The 13118-nt window shown below is 36.4% G+C and carries 8 protein-coding genes; 5 read left to right on the top strand and 3 right to left on the bottom strand.

The genetic code is table 11. The features are described from left to right. Positions 1 to 13 precede the first annotated feature (13 nt). Both L3049_RS05840 and L3049_RS05835 read right to left on the bottom strand, forming a co-directional pair. Entirely contained in the window at positions 14 to 1534 is a 1521-nt protein-coding gene (locus L3049_RS05840) for a sulfatase family protein (RefSeq protein ID WP_275108865.1), read from the bottom strand. Between the two features lie 111 nt (positions 1535 to 1645). Beyond that, entirely contained in the window at positions 1646 to 3049 is a 1404-nt protein-coding gene (locus L3049_RS05835) for a sulfatase family protein (RefSeq protein ID WP_275108864.1), read from the bottom strand. Between the two features lie 513 nt (positions 3050 to 3562). Between L3049_RS05835 and L3049_RS05830 the strand changes: the two genes are divergently transcribed. From L3049_RS05830 to L3049_RS05810, 5 genes are all read left to right on the top strand, one after another. Further along, positions 3563 to 5149 (top strand): sulfatase family protein, encoded by a 1587-nt coding sequence (locus L3049_RS05830; protein ID WP_275108863.1) that lies wholly within the window; start codon positions 3563 to 3565, stop codon positions 5147 to 5149. A gap of 27 nt (positions 5150 to 5176) precedes the next feature. Continuing rightward, positions 5177 to 6520 (top strand): family 43 glycosylhydrolase, encoded by a 1344-nt coding sequence (locus L3049_RS05825; RefSeq protein ID WP_275108862.1) that lies wholly within the window; start codon positions 5177 to 5179, stop codon positions 6518 to 6520. A gap of 23 nt (positions 6521 to 6543) precedes the next feature. Then, positions 6544 to 8034 carry an alpha-L-fucosidase gene (locus L3049_RS05820; protein WP_275108861.1) on the top strand — a complete coding sequence of 497 codons (1491 nt, stop codon included), beginning with the start codon at positions 6544 to 6546 and terminating at the stop codon, positions 8032 to 8034. Positions 8035 to 8123: 89 nt separating this feature from the next. Then, a complete protein-coding gene (locus L3049_RS05815) occupies positions 8124 to 10646 on the top strand; it encodes a glycoside hydrolase family 2 TIM barrel-domain containing protein (RefSeq protein WP_275108860.1) in 2523 nt (840 codons plus the stop codon). Positions 10647 to 10686: 40 nt separating this feature from the next. Continuing rightward, positions 10687 to 12114 (top strand): sialate O-acetylesterase, encoded by a 1428-nt coding sequence (locus tag L3049_RS05810; RefSeq protein ID WP_275108859.1) that lies wholly within the window; start codon positions 10687 to 10689, stop codon positions 12112 to 12114. A gap of 72 nt (positions 12115 to 12186) precedes the next feature. On the opposite strand, the gene L3049_RS05805 is transcribed toward L3049_RS05810, so the two are convergent. Continuing rightward, a complete protein-coding gene (locus L3049_RS05805) occupies positions 12187 to 13107 on the bottom strand; it encodes an alpha/beta hydrolase (protein ID WP_275108858.1) in 921 nt (306 codons plus the stop codon). Positions 13108 to 13118: the final 11 nt, after the last annotated feature.

The raw sequence follows: 13118 nt of genomic DNA, 5'->3' as shown, positions 1-13118 counted from the left end.
CTAATTGATTTTACTAATTAAAATTTCCGGTTACTTCTTTATTTTTTCGAATCGTATTGTACTTTGTAAACATCGATTTAATACGATTTTGCTGTTTTTTAGAGTTGATCAGATTATTAACTTGTTTCTCTGTTGGATCCTTTTTAAGATTATACAAAGCGATTGGTTTTCTTTTTTGATCGGTTTTATCTTTTTTATCGACTTGTATAATTAGTTTCCAATCATTTTCAATTAAAATGACCTCTTTACCTGTGCCTCCTTGTAACATTAAAAAAGCATGGGAATCTGCATTTTTTTTATTTTTAAGAATTGGCAGAAGGTTGTAAGAATCCATTGCTTGATCTTTTGCAATTTCTTGTCCTGTTACGGAAGCAAGTGTTGCCATTATATCTAGCCCCAAAATTGGTTCATTCGAAGTTTTGTTCCCTTTAAATTGTTCAGGCCAAACAGCAATAAATGGAACGCGGTGTCCACCTTCAAAGGCAGAATTTTTACCACCTCTATAAATATCACTAGGTTGATGACCTGATTTTAATGTGTTCTGCTTTAATAAGCCACCATTATCCGAGGTGAAAATGAAAATAGTGTTTTCATAAATATCTTGAGCTTTTAGTGCATCCGTCAGCATTCCCATTTGTACATCAAGCTCCTTAATCATGTCCATGTGTTTCGATGGAGTTGTTCCTGCAATTTTAATTCCGTTTAGCTCTTTCGATGGAGTGTGTGGTAAATGGACAGCCTGCGAGCAGTAATACATGAAAAAAGGCTTTTCTCTATTGGCATGATTGTTAATGTAATCAACAGCCTTATTGGCTAAAAGTGGTCCCATATCATGTGGATCCCAGTTTGAATCACCTAAACCTTCCGACTTATCCAGTTTTACACCGATTTTAGTCATGTTTTCTTGAGAAATATAGGTGATTTCTGAGTTGCTATGTAAGGGCATCCAATTTTCATTCTCGTAAACAGCATAAGGAACATCTTGAATTCCTGCAGGGAAAGTTAGACTGTAATCAAATCCTTGCTGTTTTGGCCCATTTCCGATTATTTTACTGATGTCGACATCTAATTCTGGCTTGTAGCGAGGACCTCTGTAAATTGTATTTTTATCATCTTTCTTAAGATAGTCTCCTCCCAAATGCCATTTACCTAAGAAAGCCGTGGAATATCCTGATTGTTTCATCAGTTTTCCTAAGGTCAACTGGTCTGCTTTTATTGGTGATTCTTCGTAAGCTCCCCAAACGCCCCATGGTTTTGGGCTTCGATAACAACTATTGCCAGTCATAATCGCATATCGAGAAGGAGCACAAAGCGCTGCAGGAGCATGAGCGTTTGTAAATACAACTCCTTCATTGGCTAGCTTATCAATATTTGGTGTTTCAAGAATGATATTGTTCGAGTGCATTCGTCGATAATGCGAGATGTCTCCAACACCTATATCATCAGCTAAAACAACAATTACGTTAGGGGGATTTATTGCAAACAGACAAGTTGTAAATAATAGTAATCCTAAGGCCAGAGAATATTTTTTCATGTTATTATTTATTGATGAAAATTGCATTTTGCTTAAAAAATAATTCTTTCAAAGAAACAAATGTGAAGAATATTCATTTGTTCCATGTTGAAAATATCATTAGAATTAGGACTAATTGAATTTGCCTTCTCCTCTTGTTGCAGCATCAATGTAGTTCTGACGCTTTTTCTCTTCTTTCGAAAGATTTTGTGCATGTGGATCTTGCCATAATGCAGGAACTGTTTCCTTGTTCCATTCTGCATATAATCCTTTTAATTCTTCCAGTTTTACCGGTAATTTCGAGCTTAAATTTGTATGCTCATAAGGATCATTTTTAATGTCAAACAAAAAGAATTCTTTTTTGTATCCTGACATCACCATTTTGTATTTGCCTTTGCGCACTGCATAACCCGCACCATCAGAATATCGCCAGAATAGTACCTTATGAGGTGCTTTTTTGTTATCCCCTTTGATATAAGGTAAAAGATCTACGCCATCTAATTTAACAGGATTTGGATGTTTTACTCCAGTTGCCTTTAGGATTGTTGGATAAATATCTAAGGCTGAAATTATTTCGGTGTATTTCTTTTCTGACTTAATTTTACTAGGCCATGAAACAAGAAATGGAACATGAATTCCACCTTCGAATAACATTCCTTTGTGTCCACGATATGGAGCACTGCTAGCACCGTGTAAATGACCACCATTATCGCTATAAAAGAAGATTAATGTGTTATCATAATCACCAGTTTCTTTTAATTTTTGAATTACTTTTCCAATTCCAGCATCCATACCAACAACCATAGCTGCATAACCAGCACGCTTACCATCTTCAATATGTTTAACCTTGTCAGTATATTCCTTGGTTGCTTGAATTGGAGCATGAGGTGCGTTGTAAGCTAAATACATAAAGAAAGGTTTGTCTTCTTTATTGTATTCTTCAATATATTCTACTGCTGCATTGGTAAAATCATCCGTTAGGTATGTTAATTCCGATCGAGGAACAATTTTACCGTTACGAAGAACTCCTGCTGTCGCTGGTTTTTTTCCTGTATCTCCCCAATAGCTCATTCCACCACCCCAGAACCCAAACCAATCGTCGAAGCCTCTTTTATTTGGCCAGAACTGCGTGGAGTCACCAAGGTGCCACTTTCCAATAGCGCAAGTTCGGTAATCATTTTTTTGCAATAGCTCAGATAACATTAGCTCATTCAACGGAAGGCCATCATCAGCTTTAGCATCGGTGTAAGGCAAATTGTTTTCGTGTCCGAATCTTTGTTGGTAACGCCCTGTTAGCAATCCAGCTCTGCTTGGGCTACAGTATGGATGAGAAGCATATCCTTGAGAAAAAACGACGCCGCTATTTGCTAGTTGATCTAAGTTTGGAGTTGGAATATCTGTACAACCATTAAATCCAACATCGCCAAATCCTTGATCATCGGAAAGAATTATTATCACGTTAGGTTTATCTTTTATTTGAGTGAATCCACTTAAAAAAAGAAGGGATAATAGAATGGCAATTGTTATTTTTTTCATGTCAATACTGATTTAGTTTTTGCTCAGAGGCTTACTATATACACTGAGTATATTTGCCTAATACAAAAATACAATTTCAGAGGCGGTCAATTGGAGGTATATTAGTTGAATATAGGGGGGCTGTATGCAAGTTTTAAATTGAGTTGGCATATTATTATCCATTCCCAAATAAATAGGATGGGGTAGGTTTGGGTGGCTTGATTAGATCTCTCGTAATCAGTTGTTTGTGGTGAGGTGTTGTTAGTGCTGTCAGTATCTTAATTTCAATCTAAAAAAGTTTTTGTCTAGTTTTTATTAAGTGTTTTGTCTATCATTTTCTTAGTATAATTCTATTTCACCCCTTTATGTAGAATAATTTCTCACTAATTTCTTCTATTAGTATGCTACTTTTAATGATTCGTAAACGAGTAGAGGAAGATCGCAATTATAATCAATGGAAATAGGATTTACTGATGTTATTTAATGAATGAAAAAAGATCTCCTTTGCTTTTGCAGAAAACTAAAAAAAGAATAATGAAAACAATTATGATTGGCATCTTAGTGGCCACATTGGGCTTGATATCGGCTAGCTGTTCTCAAATAGATGAGAAGCAAAAGCCAAATATTATCTACATCATGTCGGATGATCACACCTCGCAGGCAATTGGAGCTTATGGTGGTCGTTTGGCAAAATTAAATCCAACTCCAAATTTGGATCATTTAGCTGATGATGGAATTGTTTTTACCAATGCATTTTGCACGAACTCTATTTGTACTCCAAGTCGAGCATGCATTATTACAGGACAATATTCTCAAACTAATGGTGTACTGGATTTAGATGGTGAATTAGCCGCTGATAAACAATATTTGCCAAAGGAGATGAGTAAATTAGGCTATTCTACAGCAATGATTGGGAAATGGCACCTTCATGATGAACCAACAGCATTTGATTATTATAAAGTTTTACCAGGTCAAGGAAAATATTTTAATACAAAGTTTCGTGAGAAAGGAAAAGGTGAATGGCCAAATAATATAGTGCAATATGAGGGGCATTCAACAGATATTATAACTGATCAGTCAATAGACTACCTGAAAAATAGAGATAAGACAAAGCCTTTTTTCTTGATGCATCATTACAAAGCACCTCATGACATGTTTGAGTATGCTCCAAGATATAAGGAGTATTTGGCAAATACAAAAATACCAGAACCAGAAAGTCTTTATAGCCAGCCTAATTGGGGATCGGAAGGAACCAAAGGGAAGAATGATAGTTTAATCAACTATATCGGGACATCTGTTTCGAAAAGGAATATGCATAGAAACTACGTTCAACACTACCTAAAGGATAGTATTTCTGGTGATGATGCAACTAGTCTCGCATATCAAACCTATTTAAAAGATTATTTGCGCTGTGTAAAAGGTGTTGATGATAATCTTGGGAGGTTATTTGATTATCTGAAGGAAGAAGGATTGTGGGAAAATACGGTTATTATTTACACGGGAGATCAAGGAATGATGTTGGGAGAACATGATTTGCAAGATAAAAGATGGATGTATGACGAAAGCATGAGAATGCCATTCATAGTGCACTATCCAAAAGGAATTAAGCCTAATGTGAAAAGTGATATACTTATTAATAATACCGATTACGCACCAACGATGATCGAGTTGGCTGGAGGAAGCAAGCCGGATTACATGCAAGGCGAGAGTTTTATAAATACTCTTCAAGGAAAAGCTGAAGATAGTTGGAGAGAGGCGACCTATTATCGTTATTGGATGCATATTATTCATCACTACGTGCCAGCTCATTTTGGTCTTAGAACCAAAGATTACAAGTTGATTTTTTACTATGGGAAAATGTATCGCGATACATCTGAGTTTAAGGATTTTTATTGGTCTTCTCAGTATGAGGGAATTGATAGAGAAACGCCTGCAAGTTGGGAATTTTACGATTTAAGAACAGATCCTCAAGAATTAAATAACAGATACAATGATCCTGAGTACAAGGAGATCATTTCCAAGTTGAAGCTTGATTTGAAAACTCAAAGAGAGGAATTAAATGAAACAGATAAGAACTTTCCAGAAATCAATGCAATAGTTGAAGCAAACTGGAACAAATAATTTAATACACCAAGCATAAAATTGAACATGAAGAAATTAGGACTAAGCTTATTAACAATTATACTTTTTGCAGCAAATTTTGCCATTGCAGATAATCCTTTGGTAAGACATATGTATACTGCAGATCCTACTGCAAGGGTAATGAATGGGAAGCTATTTGTATTTCCGTCAACAGATATTAAGTGCGAAGAAGGTAAAGGGAACAATGGATTTTGCATGCCAAATTATCATGTGTTCTCATCTGAAAATCTTTTTGATTGGACTGACCACGGAGTGATCATTGATCAAGCTGATGTAAAATGGGGTGTTTTTGATGGTTTTGGAATGTGGGCTCCGGACTGCATTGAAAAGGAAGGTAAATATTATTACTATTTCCCAGATATGCCAAAGGATACGACTGCATTTAGAAGAATTGGAGTAGCTGTTGCGGACAATCCAGAAGGCCCATATACACTAGAGAATGATTACATGAAAGGTTTAGATGGCATCGATCCAAATGTGTTTATTGATACTGATGGTCAGGCATACCTATATTGGGGTGGTGGCGAAAAATTGTATGGGGCAAAGTTGAAAGCTAATATGAAAGAATTGGCTTCAGAACCTGTTGTTATTAACGATTTACCTTCAAAGTATAAAGAAGGATCTTTTGTTTTCGAAAGAAATGGAATTTACTATTTCACTTTTCCACATTCTCCTCACGGAACGGAAGAATTGGCGTATGCAACAGGAGATAATCCTCTTGGACCATTTGAGTATCAAGGATTCTTTATGAAACGTTGGACAAATGGATGTTGGACAAATCATCATTCAATAGTTGAATACAAAGGTCAATGGATGGTGTTTTATCATCATAAAGACATTAGTAACAATGAACATTTACGCTCGATGTGTGCTGATAATCTGAATTTTAATGAAGATGGTAGCATTCAAGAAGTGATTCCAACTTTACGCGGTATTGGAGTTTGTCCTGCAACTAACGAAATACAAATTGATAGATATAGCAGAATTGGTGAAAAAGAGATTCAAGTGAATAGAATTGGAAGTGGACTTCCTGCTAACTGGCAGTTGGATTACATTACTAATGATTCATGGGTTGCTTACGATCGTGTAAACTTTAGAGATGGAAACTTAACTGAAGTTGAGATGAATTGTGCTTCGGCAGCAAAAGGTGGAAGCGTTGAAGTTCGAATTGGTGGCGCAACGGGTAAATTATTGGCAGTTGTCAAAATTACAAATACTGGTGGGTGGAATCAATGGAAGACATTCAATGTAAAATTAGACAAAAAGGTTTCTGGTATTCAAAATTTGGTATGTGTTTTTAAGGGCGAAGAGGGAAACTTGTTTAATGTTGATTGGATAAAATTTAAATAATAATTATTAATCGAATAATAATCATGAACAAATTAATTTTACTTGCATTTAGCTTGGCTTTATTTTCTTGCAGTTCTAAACCAAAGCAGGAAAAGATCGTGAAGATCGATTATCAGCCTGAATGGGAATCTTTAAAGCAAAAAGAAGTGCCAGAATGGTATCAGGATACAAAATTCGGCATCTACTTTCATTGGGGACCATATTCTGTTCCTGCTCACGAAACAGAATGGTATGCAATTCATATGTACACCAAAGGACATCCTATTCGTAAGCATCACGAAGAAACTTACGGACCACTAGATGAATTTGGTTATAAGGATTTTATTCCAATGTTTACTGCAGATAAATTTGATGCTGATGAATGGGCTGAATTGTTCAAGAAATCGGGAGCACAATTTGCTGGTCCAGTAGCAGAACATGCAGATGGTTTTGCAATGTGGGATAGTGAACTAACAAAGTGGGATGCAATGGATATGGGGCCAAAACGAGATGTTGTTGGTGAAATGGCCAAAGCTGTTCGTAAGCAAGGTATGAAGTTCATTGCCACTTATCACCGTCATTGGTTATATGCATGGTACCCAACGTGGGATAAAGAGACAGATGCTTCTAATCCTGAATATGCAGGATTATATGGACCATATGTTCCTGAAGGTTCTTTTGTAATGGCTACCGGTGATTATCCTAATCCTCCAGAAGATGCTTTTCATCAGGAGTGGCTTGATCGATTGAATGAATTAATGGATAAATATCAACCAGATATCATTTGGTTTGACAACAAAATGGATATCATTAAGGAAGAGTATCGTAAGCAATTCTTGGCAAACTATTATAACAAAGGACAAGAGTGGGGAAAAGAAGTAGTTTGCACCTACAAATTTGAAGATATGGCTGTTGGTTCGGCTGTACTGGATTTGGAAAGATCACGTATGAGTGAGAAGAAGGATTTTACATGGCTTACGGATGATTCTATTGATTGGAAAGCATGGTGTGATATTAGTGATCCAAAATATAAGTCGACAAACCGTTTAATTGATTTCCTAGTAGATGTAGTGAGTAAGAACGGAGCAGTTCTATTAAATATTACACCTAAAGCGAACGGAGAAATTCCAGAAGGAGTTAAAACTCGTTTGTTGGAAATGGGTGATTGGTTCTATGTGAATAAGGAAGCAATTTATGGCACGCGTACTTGGAAAGCTTATGGTGAAGGTCCACAAGAAATTGTAGAAGGACATTTAAGTGAAGATAAGAATGCAGACGCAGTTGCTGAGGATATTCGATTTACAACAAGGGATGGTAATTTGTATGCGATTGCATTGGATTGGCCAAAAGATAAGATGGTAATTAGATCTTTTGCAAAGAAAGAAGGATTACTAACCAATGAAATTGTTAAGGTGAGTATGTTGGGTTCTAAGGAAAAATTGAATTGGAAAATGACTGAAGCTGGTTTAGAAGTTGAAATGCCAACAGAAAAACCGTGTGAACATGCTTTTACTTTGAAGATAGAATTGAAATAGAAATAACTTAAAGGGAAGAGCTTACAATATTTTGTAAGCTCTTTTTTTGGCTTAAACTTAAATGAGTTAATTCAAAATCAAGGAGCAAAATGAATAAATACGTCTATTTTATTATTTTATGTCTTTTGTTTGGATGTAACCGTCCGAAAAAAGAGGTTAGAACAAGTTTAGATTTTAATTTTGATTGGAAGTTTAATCTGGGCAATGTTGAAAAGGCCCAAAAAACAGGATTGGATGATTCTTCTTGGCGTGACGTTCGCTTACCACATGATTGGAGTGTAGAGCATTCGTTTACACAAAAAAATACCGGAGGTGCAACTGCATTTTTGCCAGGAGGAATTGGTTGGTATCGAAAAACATTTATCATGCCAAATGAAGCTGTAGATAAAAATACAAGAATAGAATTTGATGGTGTTTATACCAATTCAGAGGTCTGGATCAATGGAGAATATTTAGGTAAGAGGCCATTTGGTTATGCTCCTTTTGCTTACGATTTAACTCCTTATTTGAATTATGGTGATAAAAAGAATTTGATTGCTGTTAAGGTCGATCGATCGGCATATTTGGATTCCCGTTGGTATCCAGGTTCAGGGATTTATCGAAATGTTAAGTTGGTAACTTGCGGCAAGGTATACATCCCTCAATGGGGAACCCAAATTACAACACCGGAGGTTTCAGAAGAAAAAGCAAAGATCTGTATTACTACAGATCTAAGTAATGATTTTGAGGAAGACAAGCCGGTTGTTTTGAAAACAAGGATCTTTTTTCAGAATAAAGAGGTCGGTTTTGTTGAATCTGCTTTGCTTGTGAAGGCAAAAAATGCTCAAAAGGAAAATCAAAATATTGTAGTACTTTCTCCAAACCTTTGGGATACAGAAAAACCAAACTTGTACAGATTGGTTACGGAAGTATTTGTTGAAGGAGAGAAGATTGATGAGGTTTCAAGTACTTTTGGTATCAGAAGCTTTAAGTTTGATAAGGACTTAGGCTTTTTCTTAAATGGAAAGAACATGCTTTTAAAAGGTGTTTGTTTGCATCACGATGGTGGTTTGGTTGGTGCAGCTGTGCCAAGAGGAGTATGGGAACGACGTTTAAAAGCCTTAAAAGAGGCTGGTTGTAATGCAATTCGCACCGCTCATAATCCAGCATCTTCAGAGTTTTTGGACATTTGCGATGAGATGGGTTTTTTGGTTCAGGAAGAAGCCTTTGATGAGTGGCAAAACCCTAAAGACAAGCGAAACAACTACAATCAGGAAACTGAAGAGGATATTACCAAAGGTTATACGCATAGTTTCGAAGAATGGGCAGAGCGAGACATCAAGGATATGGTGAAGCGTGATATAAACCATCCGTCAATTATCATGTGGAGTATTGGGAACGAAATAGAGTGGACTTTCCCTAATTATGGAGCTGTAACTGGGTATTGGGGAAGTAATAAAGTGGGAGATGTAAACTATTATTGGGATGAACCTCCTTTGTCTTTAGAGAAGGTGAAGTCTAATTTCAAGAATCATCCTAAACAAAAATATCATGTAGCAGAGACTGCTCACAAATTATCGAAATGGGTTAAAGAGGTTGATTTATCAAGACCTGTAACCGCAAATTTGGTGATTCCTACAGTGAGTAATTTTTCGGGTTATGCAGATGCTTTAGATATTGTGGGTTTGTCGTATCGACAAGCTGTGTATGACTATTGCAAAAAGAATTATCCTGATAAAGTATTTTTAGGAACAGAGAATTGGACCCGATGGCACGATTGGAAACCAGTTGTTGAGAAGGAATTTATTGCTGGTATTTTTCTTTGGACGGGAATCAATTATATGGGTGAATCGAGAGCTTGGCCGAAAAAAGGTAGTGGTAGTGGTTTGCTCGATTTTGCGGGCTTCAAAAAGCCATCTTACCAAATGTTCAAAGTGCTTTGGAATGATGAACCTCACGTTTACATTGCTACTCAGTTATTGTCTAAATCGCCATATAAGTGGGATGCTAAACAAAATTTATTAGTAGAGAAAGAAAAAGATTGGGCAAGTCATCAAAAATGGGGATGGCAAGATGTGAATGAGCATTGGAATTATTCGCATGGAGATAGTATTGCCGTAGAAGTATATACCAATCAAAAGAAGATAGAATTATTTTTAAATGATAAATCTGTGGGTGTTCAATCTTTATCGGATAATGAAGATCACATTGTAAAATTCATGTTACCTTATCAAGAAGGGAAACTTACAGCCAAAGCTGTCGATGGACAAGCGACTTATTGCTTACAAACGGCTAAGAAAGCTCAAAACCTCTCGCTTGTCGCTGATCAAGAAAAAATAAAAGCTAATGCTTATGATGTAGTTCATTATACGTTACAGTTAACTGATGAAAATGGGATTCCAGTGAAAAATCAGGAGATGGAAGTTGAGTTTGAAATTACAGGACCAGCTCGATTACTTGGTGTTGATAATGGTTCGCCATCGAATATTCAAGATTATCAGTCAAATAAGATTAAAACATCGGGCGGAAAATGTTTACTAATACTACAATCTACCTTCAAAACGGGGAAAATTACAGTGAAAGCCAAAACAAAAGAATTGACTAGTTCCGAGTTAGAAGTGTTAGTTAATTAAAGAGATAAGGGAATGATTTTAACCTAAACAAGCTAAAGTAATGAATCAATTTCGTAGATTTTTATTTCAAATATCATTGCTAGTAGGCCTATTGGCCGCAAGTAATAGTTCTTTAGGACAAATTAAATTGCCTGCAGTAATTGGAAGCAATATGGTATTGCAGCAACAGTCGAATGTGCCTATTTGGGGTTGGGCAAATAAGAACCAAAAAATACAACTTAGTGCCAGCTGGAGCAACGAAAGTTTTGAGGTAAAAGCTAATAAATTAGGAAAATGGATGATTACTATTCCTACCCCTGAAGCTGGCGGACCTTATTCGCTGACGATCTCTGCTGATAAAAAGATTGTTTTATCGAACGTAATGATAGGAGAGGTTTGGTTGTGCTCTGGGCAATCGAATATGGAAATGCCTTTTAAGGGTTTTAACAACCAGCCAGTTTACGGATCGAATGATTATATCGCGGCAGGAAATAATTCATCCATTCGCTTGTTCAACATGAAGAATGCTTTTGCGGAATTTCCTCAAGAAGATTGTAAGGGCGCATGGGCAGTGTCTTCACCTGAAGGGGTGGCTAATTTTAGTGCGGTTGCATATAGTTTTGCGAAGTATCTACAAGATAAATTAGGTGTTCCGATTGGTGTAATAAATAGTACTTGGGGTGGTACTCGTGTTGAAGCATGGATGAATAAAGAAACGTTAAGCGAGTTTGGTGCTGATATGACAGTATTGGGAACTGATAAAATGAAATTTCAATCGCCAACGGTTTTGTATAATGCCATGATTAATCCGATTATTCCTTTTGGAATAAAAGGTGCTATTTGGTATCAAGGAGAATCCAATTCAAATCAACCAAAAGGGTATACTGATTTGTTTGCAGCCATGATTAAGAGTTGGAGAGGTTTATGGAATCAGGGTGATTTCCCATTTTACTATGTGCAAATTTGTCCTATGCAAAATTATGGCAAGACAGAAGGAAAAAATACTGCAGAAATAAGAGAAGCGCAGCTACAAACAATGAAATATGTGCCAAACACAGGAATGGTTTCGACTTTGGATATTGGACATCAATGGATGATCCATCCTCCTGAAAAAATCACAATTGGAAAGCGTTTGGCTTATTGGGCATTGGCTAAAGATTATGGGTTTAAGGGAATTCAATATGGTGGTCCTGTATATAAATCAATGGAAATTGAAGAGAACAAGGCTTACTTGAAATTTGATAATGCACCATTGGGTTTAAGCAATATGGGAAAAGAATTGAACGACTTTTTAATTGCTGGAGAAGATAAAGTATTCTATCCTGCCAAAGCACTAATCGTATTAAGAAAAGGATTGGTTGTTTGGAGTGATGAGGTAAAGAATCCGGTTGCTGTACGTTACGGATGGTCAAATTGGGTCGTAGGGAGCTTGTTCGATACGGCAGGTAATCCTGCTTCCTCATTCAGAACAGATGATTGGGAAAAATAATAGTTTCAACGAAACTAGAAAGGGAATTGCCGATTTTAGCAATTCCCTTTTTTATTGTTTAAAATTAAGAGTCTATTCTTCTAAATTATTAATCCAAGTGCAAAACAAATCAGTCCATGAATTAACATGCCCTTGTTTGTGTCCAAACGAAAAGCCATGACCTCCTTTTGGGTAAATGTGCATTTCGGTGCTTACGCTATTTTTAATTAGCGAACTATACATTAACATACTGTTTTGAACTGGCACGGCTTTGTCATCCGATGCATGAATCAAAAAAGTAGGTGGTGTGTCTGTAGTTACTTGTAATTCATTGGAGAATTTGTCAATTAATTCTGCATTAGCATCCTTTCCCAGTAAATGGTTTTTTGATCCATTATGAGTTACACCATTTTGCATGCTAATTACCGGATAAATAAGAGCCATAAAGTCAGGTCGAGCACTTTCTTGGTCGATACGATCACTTGGAGTATACATTACTTCATTGAAATGAGTTCCAAGTGTTGAAGCTAAATGTCCTCCGGCCGAAAAGCCCATTACACCTATTTGACTTTTATGAATATTGTATTTCTTTGCATTGTAGCGAATTGTTCTTAATGCTCGAATAGCATCTTGTAAAGGAGCTTTGTAGCTTTCAATTACCGATTTTGAATCCGGCAAGCGATATTTTAATACAAAAGCTGCAATTCCTTTAGAATTCAACCATTTTGCGATATCAGTTCCTTCCCAATCGTAAGCCAAAATACCATAACCACCACCCGGACAAATAAGTGCAGCTTGACCTGTTGCATTGTTTTTCGCAGGCAAAAACACTTCAATTGTTGGGTTTTGGACCTTTGATATTCTGATAATTCCGGTTGATTCTACAAGCTCAACTTCATCAGTAATTTGTTGATTTGGAACTTGATTTAGCCAAAGAGGAACAATAGTTTCTTGGCTAAACGAAGTTGCGACCGATATCAGCATAATAAATGAAAGGATAATTGATTTTTTCATACTAGAATAAT

The sequence above is a fragment of the Labilibaculum sp. DW002 genome (assembly GCF_029029525.1).
GTDB lineage: Bacteria > Bacteroidota > Bacteroidia > Bacteroidales > Marinifilaceae > Paralabilibaculum > Paralabilibaculum antarcticum.
Note: the sequence above shows the minus strand (reverse complement) of the source record. Positions and strands in the feature narration are given on the sequence as shown.

Coding starts and splice junctions, on each gene's coding strand:
- L3049_RS05840 (WP_275108865.1), bottom strand. CDS start 1,534: ATGAAAAAATATTCTCTGGCCTTAGGATTACTATTATTTACAACTTGT.
- L3049_RS05835 (WP_275108864.1), bottom strand. CDS start 3,049: ATGAAAAAAATAACAATTGCCATTCTATTATCCCTTCTTTTTTTAAGT.
- L3049_RS05830 (WP_275108863.1), top strand. CDS start 3,563: ATGAAAACAATTATGATTGGCATCTTAGTGGCCACATTGGGCTTGATA.
- L3049_RS05825 (WP_275108862.1), top strand. CDS start 5,177: ATGAAGAAATTAGGACTAAGCTTATTAACAATTATACTTTTTGCAGCA.
- L3049_RS05820 (WP_275108861.1), top strand. CDS start 6,544: ATGAACAAATTAATTTTACTTGCATTTAGCTTGGCTTTATTTTCTTGC.
- L3049_RS05815 (WP_275108860.1), top strand. CDS start 8,124: ATGAATAAATACGTCTATTTTATTATTTTATGTCTTTTGTTTGGATGT.
- L3049_RS05810 (WP_275108859.1), top strand. CDS start 10,687: ATGAATCAATTTCGTAGATTTTTATTTCAAATATCATTGCTAGTAGGC.
- L3049_RS05805 (WP_275108858.1), bottom strand. CDS start 13,107: ATGAAAAAATCAATTATCCTTTCATTTATTATGCTGATATCGGTCGCA.